The sequence below is a fragment of the Mucilaginibacter sp. P4_A11 genome, assembly GCF_056402535.1.
The window spans coordinates 172258-188444 of the sequence record NZ_JBFUHE010000007.1 but is presented as its reverse complement, the minus strand read 5'-3'; the positions used below and the strand labels follow the sequence as shown (position 1 = coordinate 188444).

15 protein-coding genes are annotated in these 16187 nt (G+C 42.9%); 8 read left to right on the top strand and 7 right to left on the bottom strand.

The window, feature by feature from the left end:
- Positions 1-61: 61 nt before the first annotated feature.
- The 4 genes from AC1DUD_RS15775 to AC1DUD_RS15760 form a co-directional block, all read right to left on the bottom strand.
- A complete protein-coding gene (locus AC1DUD_RS15775; protein WP_477375954.1) occupies positions 62-793 on the bottom strand; it encodes an SDR family NAD(P)-dependent oxidoreductase in 732 nt (243 codons plus the stop codon).
- Positions 794-797: 4 nt separating this feature from the next.
- A complete protein-coding gene (locus tag AC1DUD_RS15770) occupies positions 798-1016 on the bottom strand; it encodes a tautomerase family protein (RefSeq protein ID WP_121232918.1) in 219 nt (72 codons plus the stop codon).
- A gap of 29 nt (positions 1017-1045) precedes the next feature.
- The gene (locus AC1DUD_RS15765; RefSeq protein ID WP_477375952.1) at positions 1046-1579 is read right to left on the bottom strand and encodes a YceI family protein; all 534 of its coding nucleotides are present in this window, start codon (positions 1577-1579) and stop codon (positions 1046-1048) included.
- A gap of 109 nt (positions 1580-1688) precedes the next feature.
- Complete coding sequence (locus AC1DUD_RS15760; RefSeq protein ID WP_477375950.1) at positions 1689-2261, bottom strand: Crp/Fnr family transcriptional regulator; 573 nt, start codon at positions 2259-2261, stop codon at positions 1689-1691.
- Between the two features lie 193 nt (positions 2262-2454).
- On the opposite strand from AC1DUD_RS15760, the gene AC1DUD_RS15755 reads away from it, so the two are divergent.
- Positions 2455-2940, top strand: a complete 486-nt coding sequence (locus AC1DUD_RS15755) for a peptide deformylase (RefSeq protein ID WP_477375947.1) — start codon at positions 2455-2457, stop codon at positions 2938-2940.
- Between the two features lie 154 nt (positions 2941-3094).
- The gene (locus AC1DUD_RS15750; protein WP_477375945.1) at positions 3095-4135 is read left to right on the top strand and encodes a DUF4097 family beta strand repeat-containing protein; all 1041 of its coding nucleotides are present in this window, start codon (positions 3095-3097) and stop codon (positions 4133-4135) included.
- Between the two features lie 56 nt (positions 4136-4191).
- Here AC1DUD_RS15750 and AC1DUD_RS15745 read toward each other — a convergent pair whose 3' ends face one another.
- A complete protein-coding gene (locus AC1DUD_RS15745) occupies positions 4192-5361 on the bottom strand; it encodes an MFS transporter (protein ID WP_477375943.1) in 1170 nt (389 codons plus the stop codon).
- A gap of 258 nt (positions 5362-5619) precedes the next feature.
- Here AC1DUD_RS15745 and AC1DUD_RS15740 point away from each other — a divergent pair, with 258 nt between their 5' ends.
- The 4 genes from AC1DUD_RS15740 (at position 5620) to AC1DUD_RS15725 (ending at position 12401) form a co-directional block, all read left to right on the top strand.
- Positions 5620-6234: a hypothetical protein gene (locus AC1DUD_RS15740; protein WP_477375941.1), complete on the top strand. Its 615-nt coding sequence runs from the start codon at positions 5620-5622 to the stop codon at positions 6232-6234.
- 354 nt (positions 6235-6588) lie between these two features.
- Complete coding sequence (locus AC1DUD_RS15735; RefSeq protein WP_477375939.1) at positions 6589-9582, top strand: SusC/RagA family TonB-linked outer membrane protein; 2994 nt, start codon at positions 6589-6591, stop codon at positions 9580-9582.
- 20 nt (positions 9583-9602) lie between these two features.
- A complete protein-coding gene (locus AC1DUD_RS15730) occupies positions 9603-11231 on the top strand; it encodes a RagB/SusD family nutrient uptake outer membrane protein (protein ID WP_477375937.1) in 1629 nt (542 codons plus the stop codon).
- Positions 11232-11306: 75 nt separating this feature from the next.
- Positions 11307-12401, top strand: a complete 1095-nt coding sequence (locus AC1DUD_RS15725; RefSeq protein WP_477375935.1) for a phosphatidylinositol-specific phospholipase C1-like protein — start codon at positions 11307-11309, stop codon at positions 12399-12401.
- A gap of 59 nt (positions 12402-12460) precedes the next feature.
- Here AC1DUD_RS15725 and AC1DUD_RS15720 read toward each other — a convergent pair whose 3' ends face one another.
- Positions 12461-12742, bottom strand: a complete 282-nt coding sequence (locus AC1DUD_RS15720; RefSeq protein ID WP_477375933.1) for a DUF4242 domain-containing protein — start codon at positions 12740-12742, stop codon at positions 12461-12463.
- Positions 12743-12989: 247 nt separating this feature from the next.
- Entirely contained in the window at positions 12990-14846 is a 1857-nt protein-coding gene (locus tag AC1DUD_RS15715; protein WP_477375931.1) for a chloride channel protein, read from the bottom strand.
- 167 nt (positions 14847-15013) lie between these two features.
- Between AC1DUD_RS15715 and AC1DUD_RS15710 the strand changes: the two genes are divergently transcribed.
- A complete protein-coding gene (locus AC1DUD_RS15710) occupies positions 15014-15247 on the top strand; it encodes a hypothetical protein (protein ID WP_477375929.1) in 234 nt (77 codons plus the stop codon).
- A gap of 49 nt (positions 15248-15296) precedes the next feature.
- Entirely contained in the window at positions 15297-15989 is a 693-nt protein-coding gene (locus AC1DUD_RS15705; protein WP_477375927.1) for a Crp/Fnr family transcriptional regulator, read from the top strand.
- Positions 15990-16187: the final 198 nt, after the last annotated feature.

Genomic DNA, 16187 nt, shown 5'->3' with positions numbered 1-16187 from the left:
CTAATGCCCCGCCCGCCGGCAGGGCATTAATGCTATTAATTATAAGAAGGAAAATTTTTAATTAAAGGTTGCGGCCTGCAGCAGTACCACCGTCAACATTGATAATGGCACCGGTAATAAAATTGCTTTTTGCAACGGAGTAAGCCATTTGTGCTATGTCCTCAACTTCGCCAACACGGTTTAGCAAGTGTAAACCTGCAGTTTGATCGGCATTGTCGCCGTGCATTGGGGTGCGGATAGTACCAGGTGCAATGGTGTTTACCCTGATGTTATCTTTACCAAACTCGCCGGCCAATTGTATGGTGAGTGCATGTACTGCTCCTTTTGAAGCCATCTGCGCTGTAATAGGAACCCCGCTAAGCGCATGGTTAACCAAAGGTGTGCCTATATTGATCACTACACCATCGTGCTGTTTAATCATTTGAGGGATTACGGCCTGGGTGGTAAAATAAGTGCCTTTTAGGTTGGTATCTAAAAAACGGTCAAGGTATGCTTCGTCAACCTCAAGGAATGGCTTTGTTTCAAAGATCCCGGCGTTGTTGATCAACACATCCACGCTGCCAAATTTTTCAATAGCGGTTTGGGCCAGTTTTTTACCGGTTTCCTTATCGCTTACACTGCCTGCAACCATGGCCAGGCTTTCACCGGCACCAAGCTCCTGGTAAACGGCTTCCAATTTATCGGCAGTTGTTGAATTGATTACTACATTATCGCCCATTTCTAAAAAATGACGGGCTATTTCTTTACCGATACCTGATGATGCTCCGGTAACGATTACTGTTTGCTTTTTCATTGTTTTACTTTTTATCGGCAGTGATGCCTTTTTCTCTTAATACTGATACCTGTTCGCCTGCATATCCCCAATCGTCCAACTCAACTTCACTGATCACTACATGGGTTAAATGAGGATCTTTATTCAGGGTACTGGTAATTAAATCGGTTACACCCTTTATCAGGGTTTGTTTCTGCTCGCGGGTAACACCTTCGCGGGTCAGTTCAATTTTTATGTATGGCATGGCTTTGGCTTTTAAGCAAAAGCTGTTAATTAAACAGCTTTTGCAGTGATATTTACATCCAGATCAAAATCATTGTAGATCAGCGTATCGCCAAGATCTTTAAAGAAATTACCTGAGCGAAACCTCATACCATATTTGGTACGGTCGACCACAATTTTACCTATTGCGCTTACAGTATCGGCAGCAGTGCTAACCTGTGCGTCAAAACCTACCGGATGGGTGATCCCTTTTATAGTAAGGTCGCCATTGATACGATAAGTGTCATTGCTTCCTTTGTTTACCGATGTAGTTACGAATTGAGCTTCGGGATAATTTTCTGAATTAAAGAAGTCGTCGGAAGCGAGGTGACCTGCAAACTGGGCATTGGTAGCCGGATCAGTTACGTCAAGTATTTTAATAGAAGTTGTGTCAATATCAAATTGACCGCCGGTTAACTGTCCATCTGCAAAAGTTAAAGAACCTTCTTTTACAGCGATGGTACCGTTATGTGCGCCAGTAACTTTACGGCCAATCCAGTCGATATTACTTTTTGCGCTGATGATTTCAAATTTTTGAGTTTCCATTTTGTTATGTCTTTAATGACAATACAAAGTTGCATACTAACCGCCCGGAAACTGTGTGATGTACATCACAATCGAAACACCGCTTTATTTATGTGACTTACATCACATCTCAGGAATGGTATAAACGGCTTAGCGTTTCCCTTGAAACACCTAAATATGAGGCTATTAACTGTTTTGGAACTATATTATACAATGTTGGGTACTGCGCCAGCAACTCTTCATAACGATGCTTGGCGTCATTATTCATGAAGGATAAGAGTCTTTTTTGAGTGGCCACATAGCCTTTGTTGGTACGCCAGCGAAAGAAATGCTCGCCCTCGTGAATTTCATTGCAAAGTTTTTCACGATCCTGGCTGGTGAGGCAAAGTACTTCGGCATCTGTAATGCAATCAACGTTAACTGTAGCACGGTCACCGCTGTAAAGTGCGTTGTAATCTGAAGCCCACCAGGTAGGCATGGCAAACTGCAGTATGAACATTTTCATGTCATCATTAATAAAAAACGATTTCAGATAGCCCGAAAGCACAAAATACTCACAGTCTACTTTATCGCCTTCGCCTATTATAGTTTGTCCTTTTTTGAACTTTTTGTAAGTAAAATGCGAAAAGAAATAATCAAACTGATCATCCGTCAGTGAGATGGTTTTGGCTACGTGTTCTTTTAAAATTTCTTTTGGCTGCATGATATTAAAATAACTACAAAAAACTTTATTTCGATAAGGAAATCAACGCTTAAACTTTCTCGTTTATACGGTTTCCCCTTATTTTAGTTTCGCCTTTTCAGAAAATAACAGGCATAATTGGTTACTGTAAAATTAACTCAATTATTAACCATTAGTGTTAGCACAGGCACAAAAAATTTACTTTTACTATTACATGAAAAAACTGATCGATATTTTGCTGCTGGGCGATGAGCGCCTTTACGAGGTTTGCCCCCCGGTATTACCAAGCGAGTTGCCGCTGGTTAGCGGCTGGATTGAGGATATGCATCATGTAATGCAGGAAATCAGGCAGAAATACAACTTCGGCCGGGCTATAGCTGCCCCTCAGCTGGGTATTATGAAACGCCTTGTTTATATGAATATTGATAAGCCCGTAGTTTTTATTAACCCCGAAATACAGGATGCCAGCGAAGACCTTTTTGAACTTTGGGACGATTGCATGAGCTTTCCGAACCTGCTGGTAAAAGTTAAAAGGCATAAAACCATCACGGTAAATTATCTTGATGAAAACTGGCAGCAACAGCAATGGGTAATGACCGATGCCTTATCCGAACTGATGCAGCATGAGCATGACCATTTAAATGGCATTTTATGTACCATGCGTGCTATTGACAGCATGTCGTTTAAATGGAGGCCTTAATAAATCTCCTAAATTAGAGGGATTCTGTAACTGATAATCAATTTAGCCTTGAGCTTTCTGCGTTTAGCATTCAGCATAAATAATAAATATTAAAACACCTGTAACGTATAGGGGTAAAGGAGGGTCATAGCTGTATCACATTAAAACCCCTTTTATGAAAAGTTATATTTTACTCCTTCTGCTTGCCGGGCAAACTGCTGTGGCGGCAGCGCAGGATGGCGACAGCCGTTCATTATACCTCACCCGGTCGTTAGCTAATGATGCCATTACCAGTGCGGTAGTACGTACATCGGCCGGCGGTATTGTAGTTAGCGGGCAACCGGGGCAGGCGCCGCGTGTTGAAGTTTATATTAAAGGCAATAACGGCAACGATCTTTCAAAAGAAGAGATCAAAAAACGCCTCGATAAGGATTACACTCTTGATATTTCGGTTAGCGGTCATGAAGTTAAAGCAATTGCCAAAAGCAAACGCCAAAGCTTTTTTAACTGGAGAAGCTCGCTGAGCATCTCGTTCCGCATTTATGTGCCTCAGCAATGCTCAACCGACCTGGAAACCAGCGGCGGCGGTATTGGTTTGGATAATTTAAAAGGTAACGAAAAATTCAGCACCAGCGGTGGTGGCTTACAGATCGACAGGCTTTATGGTACTATCCGCGGTAATACCTCGGGCGGCGGGATCCACGTTTCCAATTCGGGTGAGGATATTTCGCTTGAAACAAGCGGCGGCGGCATCGAAGCTAAAAACTGTAACGGCAAGATCAGGCTTGAAACCAGCGGCGGCGGTATCACTTTAGAAAACCTTAAAGGTACTATCAATGCCGAAACCAGCGGTGGCGGCGTTAATGGCAATAATATCAGCGGCGAACTGATCACCAGCACATCAGGAGGCAGCATTGATCTTAAACGTATAGCAGGCAGCGTTAGCGCAGAAACAAGCGGTGGCGGTCTGTATGCGCAAATGCTAAAAGTTGGTAAATACCTTAAACTACAATCAAGCGCGGGTAATGTTGATATCGAACTTCCTCAAAACCAGGGCTATGACCTCGATCTGCGGGGCGAAGGGGTATCACCATCATCTGCTGCCAAATTTAACGGACAATGGGAAAAAGAACGTGTTAACGGTAAATACAACGGCGGCGGCATTCCGGTTAAAGCCGAGGCATCGGGCGGTAGTGTTAATATTAAATTCAGGTAAAACTATTCTTCTACGATAAAAAAGCTTCGGTTTACAAACCGGAGCTTTTTTTATTGCTATTCACTGTCAACGCCTCCTCCCCTTACTAACGCCACCAATCCTAAAACCGGCCCGATCGCCAGTATCATATAAATATATCTTGCATTTTCGGTTGTGCGTAAAGCGGTGATCAACTGGATGCTTATAATGGTGATAGCAAAGCCTATACAGTTTACAATAGTAAGCGCCGTGCCCTTTGATCGCTGATCGGCATTCTGTGCAACCAATGTTGAAAACAATGGCGAATCGGCAATAACAACTATACTCCATACCAACAAAAACCCTGTCATTACCCATGCCGAACCGGCAAACAAAAACAATGGCGATACCAAACAGCAGGCACACGAAATTGACAGGGCAATAGTGGCCACATTTTTTATGCCCCAATATTTCGAAATAATACCGCTGCCCGCGCAAGCCAGTGCCCCTATCCCAATAATCAGAAAAGACAACAACGGAACATTTAAAGCAGTTGAAAACCGGACGTTGTAGGCACTTAACATTACCGGCACAAAAGCCCAAAAAGTATAAAGCTCCCACATGTGCCCGAAATAACCAAAGGCCGCCACCCTGAATTGCCTGTTGCCGAAACTTTGTAAAAATGCAGCCGGGTTCAACGCTTGTCCGGGCTTCCTTCCCGGGCCATCGGGCACAAGCAATACCATAGCGCATCCACCCAATGCAGCCAGCATCGAGGTTGACAATATCACATAGCGCCAGGGCAACGCGGTCATCAGGCTTTTAAGCAGGTGCGGGAACGATGTTCCTAAAACCAAGGCCCCAACTAAAAAGCCCAGGGCCTTTCCTAATCCCTGCGGATAATGATCGGAGGCTATCTTCATCCCCACAGGATAAATCCCTGCCAGGAAAAACCCTGTAGTATATCTAAGTACCAATATTACAGTAGCATCTATCCCCGGTAAACATGCCAACGCGTTGATAACAGCGGCAATAAGCGCGCAGGTAAAAAATACCCTTACCGGCGAAAACCTATCAGCAATACTAAGGATGGCAAAAACCAGGGTACCAGTTATAAAGCCCAGCTGAACTGCGCTCGTTAAGTAAGCCAGATATGATGGTTCAAGTTGCAGTTGTTTAGCAATATCGCCCATAACGGCATTACCCGCAAACCACAACGAAGTACAAAAAAACTGAGAGAGTACAATTACAGGAAGGATCCGTTTCATTGGTTTTGCCAAACGATGAACTGAAATTAAAAACGCGCAATAATAATTATAAACTATGCCTTTTGAACAAGGATGGCTGCTTTTTTCAGGGAAATAATTCGATTAATACGTAAAATTCAGTGTGAAAATTCTTCATCTATTGCTTTTCAATTTGCATGTGGTCAAAAATGATTGCCCTGATGCTTTTACTTCCGCATGGCTTTGTCTTTATAAAAAATACGTATCTTGATTTTCAAAATAAACCTATACCTCGTCTAAATGGAAAAGCAGCAAATTACAGATCAGATAAAATGGATGATTGCCGATGGCAATACCGATCATGAAATCGAGGCTTTACTGGTTGCTCAGGGTGTTGCCCGCGTCGATGCTAAACGGACCCTTGCCATAATTAAACACGAACTGTTTCCTGACGAATACCCTGAGTTTACCGAACCGGATAAACGTCGAAATTACTTATGGCCCGCTTTATTGATTGTTGCTATGATATTGACGGGCTTATATTTCTGGCATCAAAACAAGGTAAAGACAGCGGAAAGAGAAATAACGGCCGCTGATATGATCCTGCTGATTAAAGGGGGTCCCGGCGTTTATACTACCGAACTTAACAAGATCAACCGAGGCTGGGTCTTTAACCAGGACAAAGACAGGTGGGAAAACAAAAAACGGAAAATAGCCATCGCTATCAGAATGGAACAAGTCCTATACATGTGCCCTGTACTGCATGAGCATTTATTTCAGGACTATCTTGAAAACCACGACTTCAGAAACATAGTTTATACTAAACCAGGCAGCACGATCTTTCAAAACAGTGAGTTTACGTTCACTATCCAAACTAATAAACATTACACTATGATATCGCTGGCGTACAGATAAACATTTTACGTTCCCGCTTAATTCATCAAACCCTTCACCGTGTACCTACCCGCTGCTCTCTGTAAAATAAGTGTATAAGCCACACCATTACAAAAAGCCCAATCAGGGTTAAGGGTATTATTTTATCAAAGCTTAACTCCAGGGTAATGTAACTATGTTGTGAAACACCAGCAACCATCTAATAAACAATAAATTATAAAGAACTATAAAATAATATACGTTTTTTAATTAATAGATAAGTTAACCCTATATTTATTTCCTGATAATAAAACAACCGTTGCTTTGCACCAATTTATCGCCCTCCTATTCTCAATTTGGGCAACTATTAAAAGAGGTTTATCATTGATTAAAATTATGGAAAAACATTACAGATCTATTTTTTGGCTATGGCAAAGATCGGGTAAAACGATTTGTCTTTTTATGCTGATGCTGGCGGCCTCATCAGTGGCTTTCGCGCAGCAACGTACTATTAAAGGTACCGTTACCGACGAAACCAACCTACCGTTACCAGGCGTTGTGGTAACGGTTAAAAGCACAGGCAAAGCTACTTCAACCTCAGCTAACGGTATTTACCAGGTTGTTGTTAACGGTTCCGACGACGTGATCAAATTCACCTTTTTAGGCTCATTGCCGAAAGAAGTTATTGTTGGCGACAAAAAAGTAGTTAACGTTACCATGGTAACTGATACCAAACAACTTAAAGACGTTGTAGTAATTGGTTACGGTACCGCAAGCCGCAAAGACGTAACGGGCGCAATCACTTCGATTAAAGCCGAAGATTTTAACCAGGGTGTGTTAACCACCCCTGCCGAGTTGTTACAAGGTAAGGTTGCCGGTTTAAACATCACCAAAAGCGGCGACCCTAACAAACAACCGGCCACCATTTTAAGGGGTCCATCTACATTACGTGAAGGTGCGGCTCAACAGCCATTTTATGTAATTGACGGTGTTCCCGGAGCTTCTATCGACCTGTTAGCTCCTGCCGATATCGAAAGTATCGACGTATTAAAAGATGCATCTTCAACCGCTATTTACGGTTCACGTGCTGCCAACGGTGTAATCATTGTTACTACGCGCAGGGCTAAAGCCGGCCAAACCCGTTTAACTTACAGCGCCTACGGTGCTGTTGAAAACGTATCAAAAAACATAGACGTACTTACCGGCGACGAGTTGCGCAAATATTTAACCGACAACGGCGTACCTAAACTAAGTGTGGCAGATGACGACGGCTCAAATACCAATTGGCAAAAACTGGCCGAAAGGACTGGTTATTCTCAAAACCATAACCTTTCATACGGTGGCGCAGGTACTAACTCAGAGTATGGTGCAAGTGTAAACTACATGAAAAACAATGGTATTTTGAAAAACACCAGCCTTGAGCGTACTATTTACAAAGGTTATATCAACCAGCGTTTTTTTAACGATCGTTTAAAATTGGGTATCACGCTTACCAACAGTGCTACTAAAAACAACGATATCTTTCAAAGCCAGGTGTTATCAGGTATCTTATTCTACCTGCCAACAGTTAGCCCTTATAACGCTGACGGTACTTATAAAGAAAACTACAGCCGTACAGGCAGTGGCCCTTTAAACCCATTATCGTTGATCAATAACAACTTTACCAAAACAGAGAACAACAAAACCCTGATCAATGGTTTTGCATCACTCGACATTTTGAAAGGTTTAAAGTTCACCATATCAGGATCAACCCAAAAAGAGCAGAACAACGTAAACACATACTCTACAAGTCAGTCGGGTATCTATGTTAACCAAAACGGTGTAGCTGTACGTAGTGCATACACTAATACCAGCAACGTTGTTGAAGCTTATTTTAACTATGATCGTGTTTTCGGAAAGCACTCATTGAAATTATTGGGCGGTTACTCTTATCAGCAGGATCGTAACAATGATGGTTTTGGTGTACAAACACAAAACTTCTCAAACGATGCCTTAACTTACAACTACCTTGCATTATCAAACCCTACACAGCTTGCGCAAATAGCATTTAACCCAGCCTATATTTCAACGCTGAGGTTTGTATCGTTCTACGCACGTGGCCAGTACGAGTTTTCTGATAAATACCTGTTACAGGCTTCATTAAGGGAAGATGGTTCATCGGCATTTGGTATTAACCAGCGTCATGGTTACTTCCCGGCTGTTTCGGCAGGATGGAAGCTTATTAACGAAGATTTCATTAAATCGATACCTGTAATCAGCGACTTGAAATTAAGGGCCGGTTATGGTGTATCTGGTAACAGCTTAGGTTTTGATGCCTTTACTGCCCGTTTAATTTACGGTGTGCCTCCGGGCGGTGGCAAATTTTTAAGCAATGGTAACGTTGTTAACCCTATTGGCCCTGTTCGTAATGATAACCCGGATTTGAAATGGGAAAGCACTGCTACTACCAACATCGGCTTGGATTTTGGTTTGTTCAACAACCGCTTAACCGGTTCGGTAGATTATTATATCAAGAAAACATCCGATCTGATATACACCTACCCTGTATCAACCACCTTATACTTCTATCCGTTTTACACTGCTAACGTAGGTAAAATTAAAAACAGCGGTATCGAGGTTGTGTTGAACGCTGTACCTGTAAAATCACAGGCATTTACATGGCGTACTTCATTCAACGTATCACATAACAAAAACGTTGTTCAAAGCTTATCAAACAGCCAGTTCGGTCTTAACTTTATTCAAACTGCACAGTTAGGCGGTAAAGGCCAATCTGGTAACTACAGCCAGATCATTCAGCCGGGCTATGCTATCGGTACTTTTGATCTGTGGCACTACTTGGGTAAGAACGGCAATGGTGTAAGTACCTATGAAAAAGCCGATGGTTCAACCATCGCTACCCAGCCGCTTACCAGCGATCAGTTTATTAAATATGACGCGCAGCCTAAATTGATATACGGCTGGAGCAACAGTTTCTTCTATAAAGGTTTCGATTTAAACTTCCTGGTACGTGGTGTTTATGGCAACAAGATCCTGAACGCTACCCTTGCTTCACTGAATAACCCTGCCGACTCAAAATTGCAGAACATCCCAAGGTTTACTTTAGGCGAATCATTTAAGGATGTCAACGCCTACCTGATCTCTGATCGTTTCCTTGAAAGTGGGTCATACCTGCGTTTGGATAACGCTACTTTTGGTTACACCATTAAACCGCATATCCAGGCTATCAAGAGCTTACGTTTCTACGCTTCGGGCAACAATATTTTCATCATCACCAAATACCGTGGTGTTGATCCCGAAGTTAACATCGGCGGCTTAACCCCGGGTATCGACAACCGCGATTTTTATCCTAAAACACGCACGTTCAGCTTAGGTATGACTGCACAATTCTAATAAACCCAGAAAGACAAAAGATGAAAAAGATATTTTTAGCGTGTGCCGCTTTCGCTACCATGATTGGCACATATTCATGTACAAAATTAGATGTACCTGTTGAATCACAATACGTAAAATCAAACTTCCCGGTTACCGATGCCGATTATACTGCATTACTGGGTACCATTTATTCAAACCTGTCATCAAGCTACGCGGTTCCTTACTGGCGTATGCAGGATATGTCAACAGATGAGGCTATCCTACCTGCCCGCGACGGTAACTTTGACGACGGTGGCCAGTACCGCCAGTTACACTACCACAGCTGGACTTTTGACCATCCAAACGTGATAGGCGTATGGCAATGGGGTTTCGGCGGTATCAATACCTGTAACCGTATTATTACTGTTATCAACGCTTCTTCGTCAACAGCAGCAAAAAAAGCAGCCTCTACTGCCGAAGTTAGAGCAATGCGCGCCCTGTACCTTTATTTCATGATGGATTTGTATGGCAACGTGCCTATCATTACCGATTTCCCGGTAACTGTACAACCTTCCAATCAGCCACGTGCTAAAGTGTACGATTTTATTGAAAGCGAACTTAAAGCCGTTTTACCGTTATTGCCGGCTAAAAGCAATAACGGACCAACAAACGTATCACAATACGGCCGTCCAACTAAAGGCATGGTGTTTGCCCTCCTTGCAAAAATGTACCTTAACTCGGGTGTATACACAGGTACTAATCGCTACCAGGAAACTGTTACCATGTGCGATAGCGTACAGGCCAACACCAACTACTTCCTGGATGCTAAATACAGGGACATATTTTTGCCAACCAACGGCCCGGCAATTAATGAAACTATATTTGCCATTCCTTATGACCAGCAAATACCGGGCAACCAGTTTACCCGTTTCGGTTTCTTTTACTACCTGGTTAACGCATACGGCTTTAACGTGGGCTTGAGTATTGCCATGAGCACTACGCCCGAGTTTTATAACCGCTTTAACATTCCGGGCGACGACCGTACCAAAACATGGCTGGCCGGTCCGCAATATTATCCTGATGGTAATGGTGGCTTTACCAATCAACCTGTTTACTATCCTGCGGGAACTGCAGGAGTTCCGCCGAACACACAAATTAACCTCATTCCTACGTTAACCCTAACAGGACTAAAACCAATGGATTTGGGCAACGATGTGCTTAATGCGCAATCTGAAGGCGTGCGTTCCATTAAATACTACCCTGATGTTAACATTATCCAGGCTACCCGTTTAAACAGCAATGATGTGCCGGTGTTCCGTTTGGCTGATATTTACCTGATGAAAGCCGAAGCTATATTACGCGGAGCAGCTCCAACTACTATAAATGGCGATGCACAAACCCCGCTTACCCTGGTAAACAAACTGCGTACCCGCGCCCACGCACAGGCTGCTACTTCTATTGATTTAGATGGCTTACTGGATGAGCGTGCACGTGAGCTTTCATGGGAAGCATGGCGTCGTAATGACCTGATCCGTTACGGTTTATTCGAGAAGGAATATCCACTACCAGTAATGGGGGGTAAAACGGATGACCTCAAAATGAACACCGATCCAACCCGCAGGTTATACCCTATTCCATCAACCGAATTAAAAACCAACCCTAACCTGAAACAAAACCCAGGCTATTAATAAAACTATTTTTATAAAGCGCAAAAGAACAATCTTTTGCGCTTTTGTTTGTTAAACAATAAAACCAATTAAACAATGAAACTTATAGGCGGATTACTTGCCGGGATTGTTCTCACCGTATCAACATTTAAAAACGATACCGACAATCAAACCATTAACCATTTCCAGGTCATCGGATCACATAACAGCTACAAACAGGCCATTGATCCCAAGCTATTCCGTTTTTTGCAAAAGCGAGATTCTGTTGGCATGAGCAAGATCGATTACGAGCACATCAGCCTTAGCGATCAGCTTAACTTAGGCCTCAACGCTTTGGAAATAGATGTTTATGCCGATACCAAAGGCGGCAAATATGCTCATCCGAAAGGGTTGGATTGGGTACCGGGACAACCGGCTTTTGATACACAGGGCGTAATGAAAGAACCAGGTTTTAAGGTTTTCCATATTGAAGATATTGATTACCGCAGCAACTGTGCAACCTTTAAGCTTTGCCTGCAGGAGCTTAAAAAATGGAGCGATGCACATCCTGATCATAATCCCATTTACATTACCATGAACGCAAAGGATGAGCCGTCAAAAAAACCAGGCTTTACCGTTCCCGAAAAATTCACAGCTAAAACTTTTGCCGACCTTGATAAGGCGATATTGGACAATCTTGGTAAACAATATTTAATTACACCTGATGATGTACGTGGCACCTACAAAACCCTTGAAGCTGCGGTATTGCACAACAACTGGCCAACTTTGAAAGCCGCCAAAGGCAAGTTTGTTTTCATCCTTGATGAAAAAGGCGAAAAAATGGCTGCCTACATCGCAGGTCACCCGTCATTAAAAGGCCGTGTATTATTTGCCGACGCTCAACCCGGCACACCTGAAGCAGCCATCCACATCATGAACGATGCTAAAAAAGACCTGGCAGCTATTCAGAAGCTGGTTAAGAAAGGTTACATCATCCGTACCCGTGCCGATTCGGATACAGAAGAGGCCCGTGCAAATGATATGAGCTCATTTACAGCAGCACAAAAATCAGGCGCACAGATCATCAGTACAGATTATTATAAAAAAAGCACCCACTTTAAATCTGATTATGTGATCAGTTTTACAGGAGGTAATTATTTTAAAGAAGATCCGCTGTTTAAAACAGCCGGTTCGGCTTCGGTAGGTAAGTAAACTGCATATCTATACATGAACAAAACAGGCCCGGGGTTTAAATCCGGGCCTGTTTTGCTTTATACCGATACTGTACTTGTCGTCGGATCAATGATCGCTTTAACCTCGGCAATGCTGGTTACCGGGAAACCTCCTTTCAAAGCATGTTCGCGTACAACTTCTTCACTTTCGGCAATATGGATACAGTAGATCTTATCGGCAGTAACAAACGACTGGATCCAATGATATGGCTTACCTAATTCATTCACAACCGAGCATGATGCCTGTGAAATAGCCTGTAATTCTTCAGGCGAAAGGTTACCGGCACCGGGCAGTTCCCTTTCAATTACAAATTTTTTCATAAAATATGATTTAATGGTTAAGTATTACTTTCAACAACAGTGTTAAATCAAATAGCTTAATTGGGCAGAAATAAGAAACAAAAACGCCACCACACAAACCGCAACACTTTATGAATCAAAGCTATACAATAAATAAACAATAACCCAGCGTCCGTATTTTAATTTTCATTGTGCAGATGCCCAGAAAACAGAAACCCCGCCTGATGTTACGTCATGCAGGGTTTCTTTATATTCAAACAATGGCATTTTAAGATTTAGCCTTGCTTCGGCCACGTGCAGCCATTTTAAGCCTTCTCCGTTTAAGGGAGATCTGGGTGTTCACCTGCCTGTTTTCCTCAATATGCCGGTAATAGGTATTTAAGATCTCTTTATAGGAGATTTTTCCGGCGATGGCATTTCCAGCGTCAATAACAGGCAATACCTCTACCGATTCTTCAGCCATGATCTCCATAACACGTTTCAGCGGATCATTACTTTTTACTGCTTGCTTGCTTGCCCGGGTTATACTACCGATATTGAACTCAGCAGCGATACTATGGTTATAAATATCGGTCAGGCCAACCGTACCTGCATATGTGCCATCATTATTGGTTACGATAAAAAAGCTTTGGGTGATGCTATTTTCGATAAGCCAAGCCCTTACTTCGGCAATGGTGCTATTGCTTTTTAAAGTTTCACCAACTTCATTACTAACATCAGCCACGGTCAATACCTGCAGCAGATCGGGTTCGTATGAATCAGGAGTATATACCCCCCTGCGGGCGATTTTTTCGGTCATGATGGTATTCTCCATCAGGAAGAATGACACCAGGTACGATGCTGTACAGGCACCAAGCAGGGGCAGTAATGCATGCGATTGCATAGTAGCCTCCAGCGCAAAGGTGATACTGGTTAAATAAGCCCTTGAAGCACCGGCAAACATAGCAGCCATACCAATAAGTGCAGCCATCGGAATACTTACGCCTGCATCAGGAAATATAAGATGTACCAGTGCACCAAATGCTGCACCTGCCGCACCACCAATGGTTAACAAAGGAGCCAGCGTACCGCCCGAAGTACCACTGCCCAGTGCTATAGCCCATGAAAGGAATTTGAAAAAGCACAAACGTACAATCAACATCAATGACAATGTGCCCGAAAGGATACTGATGATATTATCATAACCTACGCCCAGCGTGTGCGGTGCAAAATAACCAATAAGGCCCACTGCAAGTCCCCCTAATGCAGGCCACCACATCCAATGAATAGGCAGCTTCTCAAAGCTATCTTCAATAAAATACACTATTTTGGTAAGTCCCAATGATAAAAAGCCAATGACTAAACCAATGATACTATAAATAGCCAGGGCAGTATTTGAAGGTGTGTCTACATCAGGCATCGGAAATACCGGCCCTGCTTCAAACAATAAATGGTGCCCCGCCGCCCCTGTAATACAAGCCAATGCCACTGGTAATATAGCCCTGGGCGAAAACTCAAATAGCAGCAATTCTATAGCCAAAAACACTGCAGCTATGGGCGTACCAAATATGGCCGACATACCAGCCGTTGCGCCCGCTGCCAAAATAATTTTACGTTCATGCGGCGAAATTTTGAACAATTGACCAAAGGTTGAACCCAACGCACCACCGGTTGCAATAATAGGTCCTTCGGCACCAAACGGGCCACCTGTACCTATTGCTATAGCCGATGACACCGGCTTCAAAAAGGTTATAATTGGCTTTATCTTACTTTTATTTACCAGGATCTGCTCCATGGCCTCGGGTATACCATGCCCCCTGATGGCCTTTGAACCATACAGGGCCATGAAGCCTACTATAATCCCGCCTATAGCCGGTATAACAATTACCCATAAACCTAAATGGTTGTTGGCCGGACTATGAAAGCCGGCATCCAGCATCCCGTAAAATGAAATATTGGTAACAATGTTTATAAGATAAACAAGTCCCTTGGCAATTACGCTGATCAGGCATGCAATGAGAATACAAAGCGCAGATATAAATATCAGTCTTGTTTTCATTTGCCTGGTGCCTTTTAAGCCAGATTTAAAATTGTAAAGATCATTTAATGAGGGCGAAACCGGGATGGCGTTCTGTTTTGTTTCCATGTTGCAATTAGTCCCGCTTTATTTCCAGGGGACTGTCTTATTTTATTGCAAAGGTAATACTTCAAGCCCCATTTATAAATTTTATTTTCATTTTTATATTGCACATGCAATATAATTATTCAACCTTTGCCTAATTTTTAACAAAAAACATTGCATAAACAATAATTATGAAAATCGCCAGTATCATTCTTTCTGTTTTAGGTGCTGCAAGCATCTTTGCAGGATTACTGTTATTCAGGAACCTGAATACCGTTAACCCTTTTGATTCTCACCCATGGACCATCTACATTAACGGCGTCCGCTCGTTCCCATGGCCGGTTTTTGGCGGTTCGGTACTGTTAAGTCTTGGGGTTATTTTTAATATGGCCACATGGAAACAGCCAAAAGGCCGGCGCTTTTAATAAATTAGCACGTTTTAATAAAAGCGACCGATTAGATATAAATCAATAAATGGCGAAAAACAAAGATAAATGCGATTTGGGAACTTGCTTTTTATGTACACACTGCCTGCCCGACTGGATCCCGGCCATTAGCGCCGCCAGGCAAAATATTGCTGTAAAAAAGGGGCAGCAGATCTTTAAAGAGGGCGATCCCGTTACAGGCATTTACTTTGTTTATTCGGGCACTGTAAAAGTTCATAAAAAGTGGGACAAGGAAAAAGAGCTCATCCTCCGCTTTGCCCGCGAAGGTGATATTGTTGGTCACCTTGGCTTAGGCAGTACCGAGTTTTACCCGGTTTCGGCCACGGCCATTGAGGCGGGTATAATTTGTTATATCGAAATGCCCTTTTTTGAAAGTACCCTGCAGGTTAACAATAATTTTGTGATCAAACTGATGCGTTTTTTTGCTAACGAATTGCAGGAGTCAGAAAAACGAATGCGTAACCTGGCGCACATGCCGGTTAAAGGACGCGTAGCCCAAGCCTTTATTTCGCTCAAAAATAAATTCGGGTTAAGCGAAGAGGGCTTTATCAATATCGAACTCACCCGGCAGGACCTGGCCTCATTTACAGGTGCTGCTTATGAATCGCTGTTCCGTACGCTTAATGATTTTATCGATGAGCAGATCATCGAAATATCCGGCAAAAGCATCCGCATAAAGAATGAAGCCGTGTTGTTAAAGTTTACTGAAGAAGAGCAGTAATAGAAAGAACAACAGCGATATATTGGGAATACAAAAAATGTCATTGCGAGGAGGAACGACGAAGCAATCGCATGCTATACAGGGCGGCCATGCTTGCGTGCGATTGCCACGCTGCGCTCGCAATGACATATTTTTTGTATTTCCCCCAAATACAGCTATCCGAAGTCTCTGACTTCGGATGATTATGCCTGTAGTCTT